Source organism: Candidatus Cloacimonadota bacterium (assembly GCA_034722995.1).
Lineage (GTDB): Bacteria > Cloacimonadota > Cloacimonadia > JGIOTU-2 > JGIOTU-2 > JAGMCF01.
Genome location: JAYEOL010000008.1, coordinates 1 through 22,310 on the forward strand (window position 1 = coordinate 1; position 22,310 = coordinate 22,310).

At 31.9% G+C, this 22,310-nt stretch carries 16 protein-coding genes, 1 tRNA gene and 1 other RNA gene; 11 read left to right on the forward strand and 7 right to left on the reverse strand.

Annotated features, from left to right (window positions below):
* The 8 genes from U9R23_00925 to U9R23_00960 form a co-directional block, all read left to right on the forward strand.
* Window positions 1-518 (forward strand): hypothetical protein (locus U9R23_00925; protein ID MEA3475002.1); only part of this gene is annotated, 518 nt, incomplete at its 5' end.
* A gap of 96 nt (window positions 519-614) precedes the next feature.
* Window positions 615-963: a transfer-messenger RNA gene (ssrA, locus tag U9R23_00930) on the forward strand.
* Between the two features lie 174 nt (window positions 964-1,137).
* The gene (locus tag U9R23_00935; protein ID MEA3475003.1) at window positions 1,138-1,317 is read left to right on the forward strand and encodes a GIY-YIG nuclease family protein; all 180 of its coding nucleotides are present in this window, start codon (window positions 1,138-1,140) and stop codon (window positions 1,315-1,317) included.
* Window positions 1,318-1,412: 95 nt separating this feature from the next.
* Window positions 1,413-5,615 (forward strand): lamin tail domain-containing protein, encoded by a 4,203-nt coding sequence (locus tag U9R23_00940; protein MEA3475004.1) that lies wholly within the window; start codon window positions 1,413-1,415, stop codon window positions 5,613-5,615.
* 215 nt (window positions 5,616-5,830) lie between these two features.
* A tRNA-Thr gene (locus U9R23_00945) sits at window positions 5,831-5,905 on the forward strand.
* Between the two features lie 29 nt (window positions 5,906-5,934).
* Window positions 5,935-9,195 (forward strand): DUF4175 family protein, encoded by a 3,261-nt coding sequence (locus U9R23_00950; protein MEA3475005.1) that lies wholly within the window; start codon window positions 5,935-5,937, stop codon window positions 9,193-9,195.
* Window positions 9,188-10,966, forward strand: coding sequence for a hypothetical protein (locus U9R23_00955; GenBank protein MEA3475006.1), 1,779 nt, complete (start codon window positions 9,188-9,190; stop codon window positions 10,964-10,966). The genes U9R23_00950 and U9R23_00955 overlap by 8 nt, the downstream gene beginning before the upstream one ends.
* 155 nt (window positions 10,967-11,121) lie before the next feature.
* Window positions 11,122-12,009 carry a DUF1732 domain-containing protein gene (locus U9R23_00960; protein MEA3475007.1) on the forward strand — a complete coding sequence of 296 codons (888 nt, stop codon included), beginning with the start codon at window positions 11,122-11,124 and terminating at the stop codon, window positions 12,007-12,009.
* Here the strand turns inward: U9R23_00960 and U9R23_00965 are convergent.
* Window positions 11,995-12,156: a hypothetical protein gene (locus U9R23_00965; protein ID MEA3475008.1), complete on the reverse strand. Its 162-nt coding sequence runs from the start codon at window positions 12,154-12,156 to the stop codon at window positions 11,995-11,997. The genes U9R23_00960 and U9R23_00965 overlap by 15 nt on opposite strands.
* Before the next feature lie 64 nt (window positions 12,157-12,220).
* Between U9R23_00965 and U9R23_00970 the strand changes: the two genes are divergently transcribed.
* From U9R23_00970 to U9R23_00980, 3 genes are read left to right on the forward strand one after another with little or no spacing between them, the layout of a single operon-like run.
* A complete protein-coding gene (locus tag U9R23_00970; protein MEA3475009.1) occupies window positions 12,221-12,466 on the forward strand; it encodes a hypothetical protein in 246 nt (81 codons plus the stop codon).
* Window positions 12,466-14,658 (forward strand): ribonuclease R, encoded by a 2,193-nt coding sequence (gene rnr, locus U9R23_00975; protein MEA3475010.1) that lies wholly within the window; start codon window positions 12,466-12,468, stop codon window positions 14,656-14,658. The genes U9R23_00970 and rnr overlap by 1 nt, the downstream gene beginning before the upstream one ends.
* Before the next feature lie 21 nt (window positions 14,659-14,679).
* The gene (locus tag U9R23_00980) at window positions 14,680-14,937 is read left to right on the forward strand and encodes a hypothetical protein (GenBank protein ID MEA3475011.1); all 258 of its coding nucleotides are present in this window, start codon (window positions 14,680-14,682) and stop codon (window positions 14,935-14,937) included.
* Window positions 14,938-14,974: 37 nt separating this feature from the next.
* Here the strand turns inward: U9R23_00980 and U9R23_00985 are convergent, their stop codons facing one another.
* From U9R23_00985 to U9R23_01010, 6 genes are all read right to left on the reverse strand, one after another.
* A complete protein-coding gene (locus U9R23_00985; protein MEA3475012.1) occupies window positions 14,975-15,226 on the reverse strand; it encodes a hypothetical protein in 252 nt (83 codons plus the stop codon).
* A gap of 43 nt (window positions 15,227-15,269) precedes the next feature.
* Window positions 15,270-15,599 carry a carboxymuconolactone decarboxylase family protein gene (locus U9R23_00990; GenBank protein MEA3475013.1) on the reverse strand — a complete coding sequence of 110 codons (330 nt, stop codon included), beginning with the start codon at window positions 15,597-15,599 and terminating at the stop codon, window positions 15,270-15,272.
* Window positions 15,600-15,948: 349 nt separating this feature from the next.
* Window positions 15,949-17,109 carry a DNA polymerase IV gene (locus tag U9R23_00995; GenBank protein ID MEA3475014.1) on the reverse strand — a complete coding sequence of 387 codons (1,161 nt, stop codon included), beginning with the start codon at window positions 17,107-17,109 and terminating at the stop codon, window positions 15,949-15,951.
* A gap of 163 nt (window positions 17,110-17,272) precedes the next feature.
* Window positions 17,273-19,129 carry a T9SS type A sorting domain-containing protein gene (locus U9R23_01000; GenBank protein MEA3475015.1) on the reverse strand — a complete coding sequence of 619 codons (1,857 nt, stop codon included), beginning with the start codon at window positions 19,127-19,129 and terminating at the stop codon, window positions 17,273-17,275.
* Window positions 19,130-19,244: 115 nt separating this feature from the next.
* Window positions 19,245-20,348, reverse strand: a complete 1,104-nt coding sequence (locus U9R23_01005; GenBank protein ID MEA3475016.1) for a C10 family peptidase — start codon at window positions 20,346-20,348, stop codon at window positions 19,245-19,247.
* Window positions 20,349-20,394: 46 nt separating this feature from the next.
* On the reverse strand, window positions 20,395-22,266 hold the full coding sequence (locus U9R23_01010) for a FlgD immunoglobulin-like domain containing protein (GenBank protein MEA3475017.1): 1,872 nt from the start codon (window positions 22,264-22,266) through the stop codon (window positions 20,395-20,397).
* Between the last annotated feature and the right edge of the window lie 44 nt (window positions 22,267-22,310).

The window sequence follows — 22,310 nt, forward strand, 5'->3', positions numbered from 1 at the left end:
TTGGCTTATCTGCTGGTGCAAAGCTGTTGCCAATATTAAGTCTTGGCGGAACTGCAAAATACATCAATCATACAATTTATGATAATAAAGGGACTGGATTCGCTTTTGATTTTGGAACTATGCTGCTTTTAAATCCTATACGAATTGGAGCAAGTATTAGCAATCTTGGTGGAAAGTTAACATGGGATACTGACTCTGAAAATGAAGATGAGATTCCAGCTACTTTGCGTGCGGGTGCTTCAATCATTTTCCCTCTTTCTGCCATTGATATATTAGCTGCTGCAGATATTTCTCAAACTATTATTGATGAAGAAGATGCAGAAGGTGATTTTAAACTACATTTTGGAGCAGAAACCTGGATGGCTGATGTTTTAGGGGTCCGTGCTGGTTTAGATGGTGAAGACCTTAATTTCGGTGCTTCTGTTAAATTAAAAAAGTTACGATTTGACTATGCCTTTTGTCCTGATGCTCTTGATGAAGGACCAACTCATAAACTTGGTGTACAAATTCAGTTCTAAGTTTGTTGAGCATTAAAAATACAAAACTTGACAAAAAAGATACTATTTTTAAATTTTTAATGGGAAAATAAAACTTTGTTTTTTGACATATACATAGGGGGTGACAGGCTTCGACAGGGACTGTGGGTACAGGAATAGCATACCGGTGAGATTACCTATTCCGTAAATATGGTAATGCAAAATCTAATTGCAGATGAAAATCTCGCATTAGCTGCTTAAAAAGGTAGCTACATTTGAATTGATGTTGCCATTTGCATCTCTTCAAATGCCGTTTAAAATGGCTTTGATACTGTGATGTCTATAAGCAGTATTGAAATTTATAGACTGGTTCTGAATATGTTTGTCTGCCGTCTTGTTTAGAATGAGATAACACAACAGACTAAGTATGTAGAAGTTCTTGTATCCAAATCTCTGGACGCGGGTTCAACTCCCGCCACCTCCACCAGTCTTCGTTTTGAGCGAAGTGAAAAACGAAGACTGCAACGGCGTATCCGTCAGCTGACGGAGAAGCCGTGCTCTTAATTGCTTCTGGAGTTAAAAAATTCGCTCAAAACTACGCCTGGGCAAAGTTTTAACGAAGACAGACGCCCTGTCAGGCCAAATAATAAGTGGTCAGAATATATTTTATTATGTTTATATTTTAACAAGCATTACTCACGCAGATCGTCATTATACTGGATATACTAAAGATTTAGATAAACGATTAGCAAAGCATAATAATGGAGAAGTAAAACATACCTTAAAATATAAACTTACAAAAAAGAAAATGTCTAAAATAGGAAACATCCATTTTCTTTGAGGATGTCTGTTAAAAATGTCAATTTCATAAATAGGATAAAATTTTATAAAAACTGGAATATTTATAAGATAAAGAAAAAAATGAATGGAGGAATCATGAAAAAAATAGCATTAATTGTAATAATACTAACTTTGGTGTGTATATCTTTATCAGCCAGACAGGTAAAAGAAGGTAGTGAACCATCAACAAAAATGCTGGACATATTTAAGATTCACGATATAGGAGCATTTCAACTTCGTACTTCAAATTATGGTTGTTTGGGTTCTGGAGATGATGTTGTCCCGCAATGGCCATCCCTTGAGTTTCCTAAAGGCTCTGGAATTGACTATCTATATATTGGCGCACTATGGTTTGGAGCCTCAAAGCAAAGAAGAAACGAATATGGACAGATACTTTACTGGCAGAATCCAGAGCATGAAGAAACTGGCACAACAAATATGGGATTTGGACGAGTTATTGATACCTTAACCACAGTAGGATTTGATGGAGATGCTGATATGTATGAATTACTACCTGCTTATAATCCTCTGGAAGAAAACGCACTTGGAGCTCAATATTATCAATACAATTCTTCTGACAGTACGCTTAAGTTTTATTACTCTGATGGTATTCCAAACTATGACGATGATGAAGATGGTCTAATTGATGAAGACCCAATAGGAATGATTGGTTTTCCTTATGACCCGGATAGCATCTTTTGTTTCACAATGCCTTACGACGATGACGGAGACAGTCTTGTAGATGAAGACGGCGGATACTATGGTGCAGAAAATATTATGTCCTATTCTTACGATTACAGCCCATTTGGTACGCCAGGAACAAGATGGTGGGGTGGGTGGAATTTTGGACAAGGTCATACTCCACTTAATATAGCAGTAAAGCAAGAGTCATTCTGTTGGAATGGATATAAAATTGAGAAACTTGCATTACTTAAAACTACTATTTATAATATGAATGAACTGGATACACTCTTTGATTATACTTTAGGATATTTTTTTGACTGTGATATTGGACCACAATCTTGGTCTTCCTCTGCTCGTTCAACTGAAGATGTAAGTACTTATTATCTTGGTGATGAATATGAATTTCCGTATAGTTATGATTATGACGGAGATGGGGGGCTTACGGAAGGATATGCTGCAGCAAAAATATTTTCACCTCAGCTTTATGCAAATTATGCCTGTTGGACCTGGGAAGTAGGTGATGGACCTTATGATGAATCTCCGGCTAGAGACCGCAACGAAAAATACTGGCTAATGACAGATAGAAATCCTAATGAAGATAAGTACATTTCACTAAGAGATTATCCCAATGCACAGGTTAATGACCCTTGTGATACACGATTTCTTTATGCATATTATGGTGATATGAATGGCTTTATTGCACCCACAGACTCAAGCTTGAATATAGCACCCGGTGATTCAGCTGTTATATATTCAACAATTTTCCTTGGTGATAACTTTGATGAATTAACAGAAATTGCTGATATTCTTCAGCAATTCCACGATTCTAATTTTGACCTTGCATTTTTAAATAATTATTACTCAGACCTTTTCTTTTCTGAATATATAGAAGGAAGCTCTCAAAACAAAGCATTGGAAATCTATAATGATACCGGCTCTGAAGTGGCTCTTTCAAATTATAGAATAGCTCAGGCTGTTAATGGCAATGGATGGGAATATTGGCATACTTTTCCTGCTTCGGCATTTTTACCTCAAGGAGATGTGTGGGTAATAACAACCGATGAAGCAGATACGAATTTGCAAAATGTAGCAGATGAAATTCTTTCTTATCCAAGTGTTGTACATTTCAATGGAAATGATGCAAGGGGATTAGAAAAAACAACTGATGGTGGTCAAACCTGGGAACTTATAGATGTCATTGGGATTCCTGATGAAAATCCTGGTGATGGATGGGATGTTGCAGGAATACCTAATGCAACCCAAAATCATACATTAGTAAGAAAGGATTCTGTGTTCAAGGGAAATATTGACTGGACAGTTTCTGCTGGAACCAATTCTGATAACTCGGAATGGATAGTTTATCCAGAGGATACTTTTGAATATCTTGGTTTTCATGGTGAAGGCGGCATACCGCCTACCACATTTGTAAATACTACACAAGGAACTATTGATTCCTGTCGAGTGGGTGCAGGAATTCATTTTAAGTTTTCCGCATCTCCTTTTGCTGCATATTATAAATATCGCCTTGTTTATTATGAAAGAGTTGGAACAGATTCCTTTTGTGTAGAATGGAATGAAGATACCATATTGGATAGTACGGAATGGTATTTTACGGAAGATTATGAAAATCCTGATGAGGTTATATTAAGGGCAGACTATCCTGGTGGAAATCCTTTTGGAAAACCATTTTTACAAGTAAATGAATTTAACGAAGTAACACAACTACAGGTAAAAGCAGTTAATTATGCTGGGATGGAAGACCCTAATTATGCAAAAATGACCTTCTTTGTAAGAGGTCATTTTAAACCTGAAACTTGTCCTTTTATGAGTTCTTGGCAGGAATGGCCAAGCGCATATTATGATGTTATATTAGGTGATATTCGTTTAAATATTACTCCACATATTTATATTCTTGGCGAAAATACTTATTTGACATACTTATCAACCTATCAGGAAGAGATACCATATGAGATTGTGTCTGGAGAGTGTCACTATGCAAATAGGTTTTATATGGATATAAATGAAGACCTTTCTGCAATCTGGTCTGATGATATAAAAATATATCTGAAATGGAGTTATTTAGGAGAATATGAATTTAGTATTTCAAATTGGAGAATATATTATGCAGAACATACATATTCTTATGATGAAAGTTTACCCTATTATCAGTATCAACGTTATTTTTGTGATATAGAATTTATGGATATTCAATTAGATGGGAGTGCAGATGGTATTCCTCCAATTGGAACTGTAATTATTGATGATATTACTGGCGAGGAGTGGATGAGAGTTCCAATTAGTGAGGAACAAGCCTGTACATTGACTAATTTACCATCAGGCTCACATATACTTAAAGTGCGAGCTGTGGATTTACAGGGAGCACTTGACCCAACCCCAGAGATGCTTGAATTTACTCTCCATGAAAAAGTTGAACAAAATGAAAAAGAAGGTGTGCTTATCGTAGATGATACAAAAGCAACTCCGTTATTTGCTGTAGAAGATTCTGTGGATATATTCTATGATAATCTACTTGAGGATTGCCCTCACCAAGTTACTACCTTTGATCTAAATGAAGAGCCATTTCATAATATCGCTGATTTAAATATAGATATTAGGAATGATAACCTCGCACCTTACTTTGCACCATCTGATATTCAGGAATATAAACTAATTCTGTGGCATTCAAATAATCCAAGAGAATTTTATAATGATATAGCCAAAGTTCATCTTATACAACACTATGATTTATTAAGTTTCTATCTCAATAGCGGCGGCAATCTTGTATTTACGGGGTGTGCAAAAGTTTGTGACCCTTATTATGCAAAGACTAATTTCCTACAAGATTATGCTGGATTAGCAGATACTTTATCTGCTTTAAACACCGATGATATTGTTTGGGGTAATCCAAGTGTAAACAATTCTCCAATGGGTGGAGCAAGTGGTTCCGGCTCCTTTGAAGGCATTGAAATTGATTCTCTTAATGTAGTTTATTCATTAGCAGGATATCCGTTCCCTCAGTATTTTGGTCCTACTCCACTTGGTGCTATCGGTAGTGTTACATTCCTGAATATTGTTAATGCTGAAGAAATTTTTACCTGTATTCCTGGACCTAATTTCCCTGATCCCGAACCTTACGATGGTGCTCCAGTTGGTTCAAAATATATCAAAATACCTGGAGTAAATGGTTTAGTCTATATTCTCGGTTTCCCACTTTTCTACTTCCAGGTTGATCAAGGAAAATTGTTCCTGAATAAGGTCTTTGATGAAATTGATTCCTTATGGTCAATTGATGATGAAGGTCCATATACTTACAACTCAAATCAATTATTCCAAAATTATCCTAATCCAATGAGAGGTTCAACCACAATTTCTTTTTCAATTCATCAAAGAGATATAAAGGACGCAGAGATAAAAATATACAACATTAAAGGGCAATTGATAAAAACTTTGGAGTGCATTAACCGTGTTAATGCAAAAGATACAAACTCCCTTCATTCCATATTCTGGAATGGAAAGGACAAGAACAACAAACCTGTTTCATCAGGTATTTACTTCTATAGATTGGAAACAGAAAATTACCAATCTTCTGTTAAGAAGTTACTCCTTTTGCGATAGTATTTTTGCGAATTAATTTAGAAAGACGGCATTTAAAGTTTATCAAAAGGCTGAATGCCGTCTTTCTCTATCTTTAATAAACAATGTTTCGCAATTGTTCCAATTATGAATCCTTCCTGTACAAATGAGGATCCCGATACCATCGGGATGTTACATTAAACTTCCAAAACTTGACAATAAATTAATATTACTGACCTTATAAAATAAATCAAAATGCCACTATAGCTCAGTGGTAGAGCAACTGATTCGTAATCAGTAGGTCGTGGGTTCAAGTCCCGCTGGTGGCTCCATTTTAAATTCGGAATTCGGTGTTCAAAGTATGAATCCTTATAAAAAGAAACTTAATTCAATACGAATGAAATACTTTTTGACAAAAGTAGTAGAGAATCTCTCTCTTCTTTTATCAACAATTGTCATTCTATTTATTTCATCAAGTTTTCTTATAAACCTATTCCAAAATAATTATGCTACCCTAAAAATAATTGTAATTACATTCAAGTCACTTTCTTTACCGGTAATCTTATTTTGCATTATTAATACTATTCGTAATTATCATTCTTTAAAATATATAGCCCAAAGAATATCAAATATTTACCCTGAACACAATGAAGTAATTTTCTCAAGTTTGGAATTAGAGAAAGTAACGACTGATTCACATTATTCCGATGAAATCATCAATGCTAATATTAATTTAGCGAATAAAATTGCAAATGAAATTGATTTTAAAAAGGTATTTCAAACTGAAAAACCTTTTCAATTGATTAAGATTTTTTCATTTGTTCTTGGAATATTTCTAATTTCTTTTTTTATTAATAAAGATGCCTTTTATACTTCCTACTTTGCAATAACTAATATGGAAGAATTTGCTCCCAAATATGACTCAAAAATTTATGTAAAACCAGGTAATATAATCTTACTAAAAGGGAGTAATCAAAAAATTCAAATTGAAAATTATTATCCTGAACTAAATTACACTTTAAATTATGAACAAAATCTCAGATGGAAATCCATTGATTTACAGAAAAATTCCTACATATTTTATAATATTGATGATAGCATAAGGTATTATATTCAAAACGATTTCGCGAAATCTGATTCTTTCATAATAAATATATTAGAAAAGCCAACAATAAAAAAATTAACGGTTGATTACTCATTCCCTGCATATTCAAAACTTTCTAATAAGGTTGAGGATGAGTCTTCTGGAAATATAATTGCATTAAAAGGGACTAAAATCAAATTTAATCTTTTAGTGAATAACAATCTTCTTGACTATCGTATTGTATTTTCTGATGGTCAAACAATAAAATTAAAAAAGATTGATGATTTTCAATACTCAGCCATATTTACTATCACTAAAAGTTTATCATACCACTTCTATTTAGAAGATATTTTACATAACAAAAATCAACAAATTGAGCATACAATCTATGCAGAAGAGGATTTTCCACCAAAAGTTGAAATAATTTCCCCGGCTGAAGATAAGATTTTAGCTCAGAAGCTAAAAGAAGATATTGAATTTATCTCATCTGACGACTTTGGAATAAGTGAATTACAAATTTCTTTCAAAAAAAATAATGAGGAATATACTTTTAGGCCAATTAGAAAAGATATTAATGAAACTAATATGAAAGGTACTTACACTTTTGATGTAAGTGACCAAAATCTTTTGCCTGGCGATGTAATATGCTATTATTTAATCGTATATGATAATTGCACAATTCCAGAAAGACAAAGTGCTAAATCAAAAATTTACTTGCTAAAATTTCCATCTATAGAAGAATTGTACGAAGAAATTCAGAAAGAGCAAGAAGATAAATATGATAATTTATCAGAAAATCTTGAACAAGCACAAAAAACAAAAGAGAAGTTTGATAAACTAAGACGCAAATTTCTTAAAACCGAGGAGTTCAATTGGGAAGAAAAAGAGGATTTAAAATCTATACTAAAAAAACAGAAAGAATTTGCTAAAAAGGCAGAGCAAACCGCTGAAGATTATAAAAAGTTTATTGAACAAATTGAAAAGAATAAAGCAGTATCCGAAGAGACACTTGAAAAAATGAAGCAAATTCAAGAAATAATGCAAGAGATAGCTACACCTGAACTTGAACAAGCAATGCAGAAAATTCAAGAATCTATGAAAAAAATTACTCCGGAACAGATGAAAAAAGCATTAAATAATTTTAAGTTTTCTCAAGAAGAATTCTTAAAAAAGTTAGAAGAAACTCTGAATCTTTTGAAGAGCATAAAATTAGAACAAGATATGCAAAAATGCTTACAGCAAGCAGAAGAGCTGGAAAAATTGCAGAAGGAGTTAAATAAGAAGACAGATGAAAAGGTAGAGGAGAATAAGAATTTAAGCGATTTGGCTGATGAACAAAAAGATATTTCCGAAAAATATAACAATCTTAAAATAAATCTTGATGAACTAATTGCGCAACTTAAAAAAAACAAAGAATCCAGGACAGCTGAGGAATTGCAAAAGGCTCTTGAGCAGATGAAAAAAGACAAACTGTCAGACAATCTTGAAAACGCTACACAACAAATGCAAAATAATAAGCCTATGGGTCTATGCTCAAATCAAAACCGTATACAACAAAGTTTTTCTCAATTAAAACAATCAATCCAAATGGCACAATGTATGATGCAATCAACAATGCAAGAAAAATTCCAATCGTTAATTGAAAAGGCTCTTTTTGAACTAATTTACTTCTCGGAAAAACAAGAGAAAATCCTTGATAATAAATATACTGCTTACGATATTTTAGATATTGAAGTTGCAATGTATGAAGGAATAAAAAATTCAATTAATCAGCTTTACAGTATGCCACTGATAATGCTTACTATAAGTCCAAAATTCCCTGCCCATACCGCTGAAACTTTTAATAGATTTGAACAAATGTTTGAACAAATAAAAGATAGGCGTAACTATAATGTTCAAAAGGATAAACAGGATATTTATGTTTCAATTAATAGAATGATAATTGACCTTTTGCAATCTAAGAATCAGATGCCGCAAGGTGGGGGAGGAGGCATGCAACAATTGCTTCAGCAACTCCAGCAGATGTCTGCGGGACAGAGTTCTATTAATCTGTTAACTCAAGCACTTTTTGAACAGATGCTGACTCAACAGGGTCAGAAATTGACTTCTGAGCAAAGAAATATGTTAAATAGAATTGCAGCAAATGAAAACCAGATCAAAGAAAACTTAGAAAGAATTCTGCGAGATTTTCCTGAAGCTGAAAAACTGTTAGGTAATCTTGAAAATGTTGAAGAAGAACTAAAAGAAGTTGTAAAAAAACTTAATAAGGGTATCATTGATAAAGAATTAGTTGAACAACAGCAGCGAATTCTCTCTAGACTATTAGATGCTCAAAGGTCTATTCATCGCAGAGATTATAGCAAAAAGAGAGAATCTAAAACACCCGAAGAACAGGAATATAAAACCGATATATCGGGACTCAAAATTGATACTGCACATTTCCATGTTAAAGATATTTTAAAATTTATTAATGAAAATTATCCTGAAGAATATCACCATTTAATTAAAGAATATTTAGAAAGAATTCAAAATGAATAATAAGATTGCTTTTGTTTTGTTTCTACTCACTTTTGTTACTATTTTCTCACTATATTCTTATCAAGACAAGGACATAATTAGAATAAGACTGAAACAAGCAGGAAATTTTGAGAAACAGAAAAAATTCCTTCTTGCAGAAACTATGTATAAAGAACTTCTCACACAATTTCCTCATAATAAGGAAGTTATACAAAAATTGTCAAGTCTTTATTTAAGCCAAAAGGAATTTGAAACACTTCAGAGACTTCTGAATAATGAAACAAATTATTTAAGCCCAGAATTTATATCTCTAACCCAAATAGAAATGTATATCAAAATGAATGAACTCTCTGATGCAAAAAATGAAATTGAGAGATTAATCGGTCAAAATAAAGAAAATTACATTCTTTATAATAAGATTGCATTAATTTACAGTAGAAATTCACATTTTAATGAAGCACTTGAGTTATATAAATCAGCTAGAAAGTTATCTAAAAATCCAAAATTATACACCACGGAAATGGCAATGCTCTATCAATATCAAATGGATTTTCAGATGGCAATTGAAGAATACATCAATATGCTTGATAAAAGGTCATACAATTTTGTAAAATACAGACTGGAAAAATTAGGTATCTCTAATGCAGAAGTAATTAAAGCTCTTAATAAGAAGGTGAATAACTCAAAAAACAACTTAGTAAAATCTCTTTTAGCTGAATTTTTACTCAGAAATAATGACTATGAACAAGCCTTTGAAATTTTTAAGGACTTAGGGACTGATGACTTATTGCGGTTTGCTGAATACTGTGAAAAACATGGATTATTTACACTTTGTATAAGAATTTATAAAACAATTCTAACCAATACTTCAAATATAAGGCTGCAACTCACTATTTATGATAGAATAGGGGACTTGTATAGTAAAATTCATGAATACGACTCTGCTTATAACGCTTATACGCAAATTACTAAAATGTACAAAAACATCAAAGGCAATATTTCACAAGATATATTGATGAATGCTTTTACTAATTTAGCAAAATTAGAGTTTTCCGAAAATAATGATACAGAAAAAGCACAAAAATATATTTTACAGGCAAAAAAAATTGCAATTAAGCCAGAAGACAAATTAGATCTCTCTATCTTGCTTGCTGATTGCTACTTATGTAATAATTATTACAAAAAAGCTATTGAAATATACAATAACATCTTAAACAATCAAAATTATCATTCTTCAATTACATCATTAGCAAAGTATAAATTATTTCTTGTTTATATCTATACCAAAGAATACAGTAAGTCAGATTCAGTATTACAAGATTATGTTTTACACAATGAAAAGGATACTTATTTAAATGATATGGTTTCTTTAAATAAACTAATCCAATTAGCAAAAGATAAGTTTTCTTATAGCGATTCACTTAAATTAGAAGATGACATATCTTGTTTTATCAAATCGTTAGAGACATCAAATATTCGTAAAAGTAAATATTATTATGAAAAACTGACAGCATCATATAACGATACAATACTTATTAATTACATAAAAACAAAGATGGCAGATTTCTATTTTTCAAAACTTCAATTTGAAAATTCTTTAAACATTTTTCTTGAGTTATCTGACAACAATGGAATCTATAGTGATTATATTGAAAAACGGATAGGTGATTGTTATTTGAATTTGCAAGATTATGGATTAGCAATTGAGAGTTACAAGAAATACTTAATTAATTTTCCCAATGGCTCATTTGCACCAGAGGTTCGGAAACTCTTAAAAGAGATAGAATCTTAATGTCTGATAAGGGATATTATGTAAACTTATGGATATTTTAGTAATTAGTAAATATAAAGAAAGATAGAACTCCTCCCCTATGATATAATTTTCTTGACAGCAAATTCTATTAACCAATAATTTCAATAAAGAAAACTTTTTTAAAGGGATTTATTATGAAAAGCATGACTGGTTTCGGTAGCGAGGAACTAAACAAAGATGGCTTAAATTTAAAAATCACTGCAAGGTCTCTAAATGATAAATATCTAAATATAAGGTGTAAAACACCACCAGATTTTCCTGAATATGTATCATATAAGATTGAAAGGATGATTCCAAAACTCCTTAGTAGAGGAACAATTTATATTACATTATTTAGGATTAATAAAAAGGAAAAACTTCCGGAAATGTTACTAAAGGAGGATTTACTAAAACAGTATTTTGATTTTATTAATGAGGTCTCAAAAAAATATGCGATAAAAACAAATATTACAATCTCAGATATCTTTAATTTTGAGAAATTATACCAATCCCCTATTGAAGAATATGATTCAGAAGAGTTTTTGGAATTAGTCCTTAAATTGGTCAAAAAAGCTGTTAATAAACTTATAGAAGTTAGACAAAAAGAGGGCGAGGACCTGGAAGAATTTTTCATAAAATCAATTAATCAAATTGAAGTATCCTTATCAGCAATTGAGTTATCATTTCCAGATTATTTGCAAGAACTAAAGTTGAAAACAAAAAGCAATATTGAAGAAATTCTCAAAAACTATCTAAAAAAGATTGATGAGGAAAAAATTATTTCTGAAATTAAATACCTTTGCGAAAAATTAGATATAACTGAAGAAATTGTACGATTTAGAAGTCATCTAAATAAATTTCGTGAATTAATTTCTATAAAGGATAAGCCTATAGGATTTTCATTGATTTTTGTAATACAAGAGATGCAACGAGAGATTTCAACAATTTCGGCAAAGTATAACAACATTTCCGTCTTTCCAGAGATTTTAAAGATAAAAGAAGAAACTGAAAAATGTAAGGAACAAGCATTAAATGTTGAGTAGTCCAAAGGTTCCACCTCCACATCCGCTGGGATTGGTGAAAAAGCCAATATTTTCATGGGTTTCATTTCCTCTCATTGAATTTCCGATACATTCCATATTTGTTTCTGCATTCTTTATACTTGCAGCTATCTTTGTTTTTGCAATCACACATAATCTCTTCTGGGTGCTATTATCACTATTTTTTCTTTTCTCTTCCCTGTTTTCCTATTTTGTGCCTACATACTACGAATTTTATGAAGACTATGTATTCATAAAAGTTCTTGTTTTTAAACGTGAGCGTAAATACTCAGAATTCAAATGTTTTTATGCTGACAAAAAGGGTGTAATGCTTGGTACTTTTGGTAAACCACGAGGACTTGATAGATTCAGAGGTCAGTCTATTAGATTTACAAAAAAGCAAAAAGAAAGAGAAGAGGTGCTGAACTTCCTTGATGAAAAGATAGGAAACCGTTACTAATGACTAACAAAGACAAGTCTGAAGTGATTCTTAATTTCCTTCATAAGAATGCAAACAAAGAATTCACAATTAGAAAATTGGCGAGAATATTCAGAATTAAAAAACGAAATTATTCAAACTTTAAAAAGAGTATACTTCAACTAACAAAGAATGCCAAAATTCGCAGAAAAGGCAAAAAGTATTACTCTACACCTGTTTACAATACAATTGAAGGCACTTTTGATGCGTCAGCTCTTGCAAAAAACTATCCTTTTGCCTTTGTAAGAACTGATAAAGAAGACATTAAAATATACCTTGAGGATTGTCTAAATGCCTATCACAATGATATTGTTGAATTGGTTGTTACAAAGCGCAATCATCGTCGAGTAACTGGAAAAATCCTGAAGATTATAAAGAGAAAAAATGAAACGATAGTTGGAAATTCATATAAATTAAATGATAAATCATTTGTAATTCCTGATAATCAAAAAATAGATAACCATATTAAATTAATTGATTTATCAACAAGTCAAAATGAATTTTTAGAAAAAAAGGTTATCGTTCATATAACAGATTGGGGAAATAGAAAAAGAAACATATATCCAAAAGGTAAAGTAACTGAGATATTAGGGAATGCAAACGACCCAAATATTGATTTTTTATCCGTATTAAACCAATACAATCTTCCAGGAGAGTTCAAGTCCCGATATATCGGGACGGATGAATCACTGAAGTTGCAGGAATTTATTGACAAAGTGGAAATTAGAAGAAGAAAAAACTTTGTAGATATAACAACATTTACAATTGACCCTATAACAGCAAAAGATTTTGATGATGCAATTTCCTTAGAAGAAATAGAAACTGGATATAAACTTTATGTTCACATTTCTGATGTTTCTCATTATGTTAAAGTTGAATCCCCTATCTTTAAAGAAGCATTTAAAAGAGGCACAAGTGTTTACTTACTTCAAAAAGTGATACCAATGCTCCCATCAAATATGAGCAATAATATCTGCAGTTTGCAACCTAGCAAGGATAGACTCGCTATTTCTGTAACAATAGAATATGATAAAAACTTTAACCAAATTAAAGGGGAAATTTATCCTTCTATAATTCGTAGTGATGCCCGACTTAATTATCAGCAAGTAGATAAACTTTTTGAAGGCAGTGATTTTTCGCCACAAAGACTCAAAGGCACTAAGAAAAATTATAACAAAAGCAAAAGTCATTCTTCGTGCCTTAGTGCCTTAGTGGCTAACTCTGAAATTGCGCCAAAAATCAAAGAAGTCTTATTAAAAATGCGACCTCTGGCAAAGCATTTGACAGAATTGAGATATGCAAGAGGAGGACTGGATTTTGACCTGCCGGATTCTGAATTTGAATTTGATGAAAATGGAAGTCCGATAAATATTTTACGAACCAGAGAGACAGAGAGCCATCTGCTTATTGAAGAATTTATGCTTGCAGCAAATCAATATATCGCAGAATTAATTGCAAGAAAGTGTAATTCCGCAATATTTCGCATTCATGAGAAACCTGACCCTGACAAAATGGGCGAGTTCGCTTTGATAGTAAAATCATACAACTATAGCTTAAATTTTACTCAAAAAAATCAAAATTTAGCACTGAAACAGTTTTTGAATTCTATCAAAAATGAAAATCATCATAGAGTTTTTGACAATTTGCTTTTACGAAGCCTTATGAAGGCAAAATATTCTTATAGAAATATTGGACACTTTGGGCTGGCTCTAAAATCTTACACCCATTTCACCTCCCCTATTAGAAGATTTCCTGATCTTGTTGTTCATCATCTTCTTAAACAAAATGTTTTTGGCTGGTCATCCACCAGATTTTCTCTCTCAGATATAAAGTCATTTGCACAAAAATCGTCAGAAATGGAACTGGTAGCAACGAATGCGGAAAGAACTTTAGGAAAATTGAAGAAAAATCGGTTTATGAAAGATAATATTGGAAAAGATTTCAAAGCTTTAATTGTAAATTTCAATAATAAAAATATCTTTATTGAATTGGACAAATACCCAATTGAAGGCTTTATTCCCCTATCTTCTATCACTGATGATTATTATCAATTTAATAGCAATAAATATTGCATAATCGGAAAAAGAAAGAAACGCGGGTTCTTTTTATGCCAGCAAATCCAAGTAAAAGTCAAAAAGGTAGAACACGAAATTGAATTTAAACTCATTCAATAAACATTTAGAAAGAATCAAGTAATGGAAAACGAAATCAAAGAACAAGAAATTGTCAGTTTGTGTAAGTTCCACACCAGTCTGCAGTTAGACGCTATTTCTGAAGTATTGGAAGAAAATAATATTCCTTTTAGTTTTAAAAGAAAAGGGCTTTTTATAAATAGAAGTTTTGAATTCAGTGATTCAAAATCATATATAGAAGTTTATGTTTATAAAAAAGATAAAGAAAAAGCTTCTGAACTAATAGAGCCGATTCTAAAAACCCTTTCGTCTTCAGAGTAAATTAAATCAAATCTAAACATAAGAATTTAGTAATAAACTAATCCACTATTGTAATTGTTTCCAATCCTTTTCTTTTACATTGTTTGTTTATAATTTTATAAGTATTTTGAAAAGCTTTTCTGTATTCTTCCAATTTCTCAAAAGTGTGATGGTCTCCTCTTTTTGTAAACTCCTGTTCTAATACTTTAATTTGTGACTTGTAAAATAATGCTCTCCAGATAAGTTTTTCAATATTTTTTGGGAAGGCTCCTATTTTATCAGGGTCAAATTCACTGATTTCAATTCTCATATAATCTTCAATATTTATCTTTTCAGTCTCGTATAGGACGAGCCTAGACGGAAAATAGGTCAATAGCTTTTTTCAAATCTGCAATATATGTAAAAGCAGGACCGCCACCCATAAGAATTGCAACTGTTGAAGCTTCCAATATTTCCTCTGTTTTTGCACCTGCCTTATATGCCTTTTCAACATGTAAACCAATACAATATCTACATCTTGCAGTTATGGCAGTTCCTATTGCTATCAATTCTTTAGTTTTAACATCAAGTACACCAGGGGATAGAACAGAGTTAATGAATTCATTAAATTTCATCACCTCATTCTTATTATACTTTGATAATTCTTTAATGCCTTCATTGAAGTCACGCAGAGCATCCTTCATTATTTGCCTCCTATTCATTGTTTCCTGTATTTAACCAACAAATCATAATTTAAGATTTTATTTCATGAAATCAGAATTTTTGTCAAATTTTAATTATTCTATCCAAGAAAATTATTGTCTCACTATCGGGTGATATCTAAGCACATCCCAATTTTGTTATTTATCCTTCTTTTCCAAATATCTATACTTCTTATAGAACTTCTAGGGTATGATTTGAGAAGTAGTTTCATTTTGTAACAATTTTTCATATATGTTCTACAATATCCATTGCGAGTTGATAAACTTCAAGTCCTTCAAATCTCATATAAACACGCTCCTCCTTAATGACCCAATGACCTAATGACGGTATTTATTGACCAATATTTATAATCTCCTCACCATATTTTTGTTTCAACTTATCTACTGCCCAGGAAATATTAGCAAACTTTTTCTTATAAACTGAAAAAATTTCTAATTGTATCGGGTCATCGGCGAATTCCATATTTGATAATCTGATACCCAAGAGTCTTATTTTGTGAAAACCAAGGTTAATTTTATCAAACAGGTTAATAACTATCTTGTAGATTTCAGAATCATAATTTACTGCTTGTTCAACTGTATGGTTAAAAGTATTTACTGAAAAATTATCATATTTAACTTTTAGTGTAATTGTATGAGCAGATGCATGTTTCCTTCGCAGACGATAAGCAGTTTTGTGTGTAAGTTGTAAAAGAACTCTGCGCAATTTTTCCTTATTCCCAATATTTTTTGATAAAGTTACTTCATTTCCAATAGATTTTGGTTTAGGTATTTTAGAAACAGGCACAACTGGTGAATTGTCAATTCCTTTTCCCATAGGAGACAATTGTTTACCAACCTTACCAAATCTTCTTATGAGAATTGATTCTGGAAATCTTCCTAAATCTCCAGCAGAGTTCACACCAAAATTTTTTAAGGTGATTGCAGTCTTTTTACCAATTCCAAACACTCTTTCAATTGGTAAACTATTTAATAGACCCTCAACTTTATTCTTTTCAATTATTTTTATTCCTGAAGGTTTATTCATTTCACTGGCAATTTTTGCTAACAATTTATTTGGTGCAATACCAATGGAACAGGTTAAATGTAGCCTCTGGAGAATTTTATTCTGCAATGTCTCAGCAATTTGTTTTTTAGATTTAAAAAAAGGAATACTGCCACTAACATCAAGAAAAGCCTCGTCAACGCTTACAGGCTCAACAATAGGTGCAATTGTATGGCAAATATTTATAATTTTGACAGATTCAAACGCATATTTGTGATAATTTCCTTTTATGAATATTCCAGCAGGACAAAGTTGTTTTGCCTGGTAAATTGGCATTGCGGAATGAATTCCAAATTTTCTTGCTTCATAAGAAGCAGTGCTTACAACACCTTTATTCTCTATCCCACCACCAATGATTACGGGTTTTCCTTTCAATTCTGGATTATCTCTCTGCTCAATCGCTGCAAAGAATGCATCCATATCAATGTGTAAAATTATTCGTTCCATTATGGAAATGAAATCAACGAGTAATAATTTGTTGTCAAAATATTTGTATTAAATACTAAAAGTCTTTTGTTAGTTAAAGATAATAGTAAACACCAACTTTGTTTTATGCTGTGACTTTATTTGCTTGGTTTATATGAGTCCTACTTACATTTATTCTTTGGTTTTATTTCAAGAGCAAACATTTTCTAGTATCAATAAACTTATCACCAACTTCTAATCTATAAAAATAAATCCCTGAACTTAATTCATTTCCTTTCTCATCCTTTCCATCCCATACAATTGACGATTGACGATTGTCTATTGACAATTGTTTTATAAGTTGTCCTTTGGTATTATAGATCTTTATCTCAGTATCATCTATGTTTCTATGGCTAAGAGAAAAAGAAATTGTTGTTGAAGAATTGAAAGGGTTGGGATAGTTCTGGTTTAATTTGGTAGATATAACAGGAACATTATCAACACCTGATCCTATTATAGTAAGAATAACAGGAACAGTAATTGTACCTACATCTGGCTCAGAAGTAAATATAATATCAGCAGTTAAGATTGTTCCCGGCGTCTGTCCATAGCTATACATTCTGAGAGGCCAATCATAACTTTGTCCTGCTACTATTATACCTTCCATTGGTGGTGGCGGAGGTGGTGGCCAATAACCAAGCTTATAACCAAACAGTATATCAGGAGTTCCTTGAGCTAATCCTCCAAGAACCCATGTGCCAAATTCTATATCGCCTGATGTAAACAACCCACCAGCTATTGTTCCAGGGAAATCTCCACTTACACTGTGGATTACTCCAGTAAGAGCTAAAGTATTAAGATCATATTGCTCTACCTGACATCCATCTCCAGTTGAAGTACCTGTGAAAATCCATAAGTATGGTCCACCGGGTGTTATATTATCATAAGCGGAACCATACATGCTTGGTGGTGCATAAATAGTATTAAGCACATTTCCTGACCTATCTACAAGCTTGAGATCTTCTGACCAGTTATTTACCCAGAATGCATCATTATCCTCATCATAAGCAATAGACCTAACTTGAGAAGCAGGACACGGGATGGTATTAACTAAAGTCTGAGTATCAAAATCCATTTGCCAGATATAGTTACTTGCATCACTTCCATAGAAATAGGTTCCATCGTATGCAAGGTCTCTTAAGTCTATTACTCCGGGTATATAGAATATCTCAATAAAGTTACCATCAAGGTCAAACTTCGCAATCTCACCACTTCCACTCCATTTTGTAGTATATAGATAATTTCTATCTGTTTCTGCTGATACCAAGCCAACTAAACCAGAAGGAGTATCTACATCATACGCAAATAATACATCCCAGATATCCTTGGCAGGTGGATTATATGGAACTGTCTGGTTAGGATCAACTTCAGCATAACCTGAATAATCAATCTGTGTTTTACATAATTTTCTCTTATTTATAGTAGTATAAGAATTATCTATAAAATCTTGAATATTATTTTTATATAACTCTGGAAATACAATATGTGAATACCAATGTAGTGGTCCATTACCATCATTGCTAATTGTAAGATAGACTGTAAGCTGGGTATTTGGAACCATGCTCGTATCTACATAAGTAGGATATATTGACATTGTGGGAGCAGTCATTTCTTTGTTAATTTGTATTATTATATTTTCAAGTACTTCTATTCCATTAAGAGTTATTGTATTATAACCTGTTTTAGAAAATATTAAACTATAAATGCCTGCTGGTATACCATACAAGTAATAAAAACCTGTAGAATCAGTGGTTGTTACATATTGACATGCTTCAACTGTAACTTCCTCTAAAGGTCCTCCAGTTGCTGCAATTGTTACTGCGCCTTCAATACCTCCACTTTTAATTAATGTTTCTTCATTACTATTTATGGAATTAATTTTTTCAGAATCTAAATTTTTTGATGAACTAAACACAACTTGAGTTTTATTGTACCCATAGACAGCGTTAAATTCTAAGCATATTAATAGAAGTATAAAAAAGAATAGAACCTTCTTTTTCATCATAAGCCCCTTTTTTCTTTTAATTATTTCTTAAAATTAAATTTTATAGTCAAGAAATATTATTTGAAATTATATTTGATATACTTGTTGTGGTTAACTCCTATTACTCAAATTATTATTTTAAAAATAGACATTTCTTTGTACCAATAACTTTATTACCTACTTCTAATCTATAAAAATAAATGCCTGAACTAACTGGCTTGCCATTCTCATTTTTCCCATCCCATTCAATTGACGATTGACTATTTACTATTGATAATTTTTTCACCAGCTGACCTTTGATATTATAAATTTTTACCAATGAGTTCTCTATGTCTTTGGGTTGCAGGGAGAAAGAAATTATTGTGGAAGTGCAAAAGGGATTGGGATAGTTCTGGAGAATAACATCTTGATAAGAAATATTATTTACACCTTGTGATGGACAATCAATATTTATTATGGCTGCAAAAATAGTATTAAATCCACAAGGCATTCCATCTGGTAGAGAATACCATCCATCCCCGGCACCATTCCAGCCAAAATTGAGATGGTAAGTATTTTCATCACTGTTATAGCCATCACAAATAACCAGATGCCCAGTTCCCGCTCCTTGCGAAATCGCTAACATAGCCGGTCGTGATTCCACCATATCAGTAGAAAGAGCAGTATAAAAACCTGAATTTATTGCCTGAGTATAATTAGCTGTAGCATACCCAAATTTATTTAAGAGAGCTGAACAGGCATTTATTAAAACATCTCCACCAAAAACATATTGATGTTCCACAGATACTCCACAAGCAAAATTTAAAGCTGCTATCAAGGTATCAGTAAGACAGTTATTATTAGAATAGTAATCTCTTATCTGGTCAAGATATACATTTAATTCTGGAAAGGAAGGAAAATCATAAAGCTCATAGTCATCATCAATGTAGATAGGATTTGAATAATAATCGTCAGTATCATCAAAACTCGCATCATTAATGTATTCATGGTAATTAATTATTTGTGCCATTACTAAAGGTAGAAGACCTACTATACATCTGCGATCTCCATAAGGATTAAGCGGACAGAGTATGTTATAAGGATATTCCTGACCCCATTGAGTTTCTACCCAAGGTCCCCATATATCCCGATTTTTATTTGTAACTTGCCATGATTGTTCGGCATGTATGGAATTTGCCAATAATGGTACAAATAGTAACAGTATGCTAATTAAAAACACGATAGATATTTTTTTCATTTTGCTTCCTTTCTAATTACTTTCCTTAAAGTTTATTAATATTTTTTTATTTCAAAAGCAGACATTTCTTTGTATCAATAACTTTATCACCTACTTTTAATCTATAAAAATAAATGCCTGAACTTACTAATTTGCCATTTTCGTCTTTTCCATCCCATTCAATTGTAGTCATTGGACATTGGTCATTTGTCATTGGTATTAATGTCTTTATAAGTTGCCCTTTTATGTTATAAATTTTTATTTGTGTATTCTTTGCCTGCCGGGGCGTATCCGCCAGCTGGCGGAGAAGACCGGTGGCTAAATTAAAAGAAATTGTAGTTGTCCCGACTTTATCGGGATTGAATGGGTTCGGATAGTTCTGGTTTAATTTGGTAGATGTATCAGGAATATCATCAATCCCTTCTTCAATTATTGTGACTGTAACTGGGACAATGATGGTTCCAACATTTGGATCAGAGGTAAATATAACATCAAATTCTAATACTGTTCCAGGTGTTTGTCCTGTAGTGTTTAACAGTAGGCGCCAATCATAACTTTGTCCGGGGGCTATAATACCATCTGTTGTAGTTGTAGAAAAATAAAATAAACTATCATTAGAACAGAAAGAACTACTTGTCTTTTTTTTCAAATTCATTACTATATCTTTTGATTTTGAAGTATTTATAAAAACTTTATTATTCGCATTATTCAAATTAGGATTTACAATATCCACAAACCAATGTATAGGTACATCTCTGTAATTTTGTATTGTGAGATAAACCGCAATACTATCATCAGGAGCCATAATTGTATCTATATAAGTAGGTGATATTGACATTGTAGACAAAGAAGATATATCTAAATTTAAAGTACTGGATGATGGAATACTAACCATTTCTACTATTGGACAAAAATAACTAATATAATAAGTAAACCAGTAATCACCAGGTATTATTGGGAAAATTGTAAATTCACCATTTTCATTTGTATAAGCATTATAATATAAATCCCACTGAGTACTTATAGCATTAACAGTAACACCTTCTATAGGGTTACCACAACTATCAGTTGCTGTTACTACCAATGTGCTGTAATATGGTACTGGCCACGCATAGTAAACAATTACATCATAAATATACCAATAATTGAAATTATATGTATCACCACCATGTGAACGGAATTTAATTTGTATTGTCTCACCTTCATATTGAGACATATCGCAATATTCCCAAATAGTTCCACCTGGTGAACCCCAATCACCATTATAGTCCAAATCCCATTCAAATATCAAAGTTTCTTGTCCATCATTAATAATCCAAATTTCCATCACTTCTCCAAAATCTGTAGCATAATCATGTATATACATATTTACATTTAAACTAATGAAAGTTGCTCCATAGGGTATCCATATTTTTGGAGAAATAAGTGACATATCATAATTGGTAACTGATGGTGACCAGTTTAATTTTGCTGCTTCGCAATCAGAATCCCATTCCCAATTATTCGGAATTAATGGATCTGCTCTCCACCCAGTTAAATGCCAATCTTCATAAAATGTTTCGTAAAATCCACTAGGTATATATGATGTAGCAGTATCTACATTAGAATTTACTGATTCTCCTTCTGAATATACTGCTGTTGCCCAGTATGTATATTCAATTCCTAAATAAACCATATAATCATAATATGTATTTTGAGTATTATCTAAATATACATATCTTCCGAGATCGCTCCGATATAGATAATATCCAATAAGGTTATAATTTCCTTGTGATGGTTCATCCCAACTAAGATCAACACGACCATTATTTCCTATTGCATTAAAATTATTTGGTGGTGGTAGAATTGTATCTTTAATAGCAATATTTGTATCAGCGAAAGAGAATTCTGAACCTATTAATATAATTACAATAAACAGGAATAATATTTTCCTTTTCATCATAAGCCTCCCTTTTTCTTGTAATTATTTCTTAAAATTTAGAT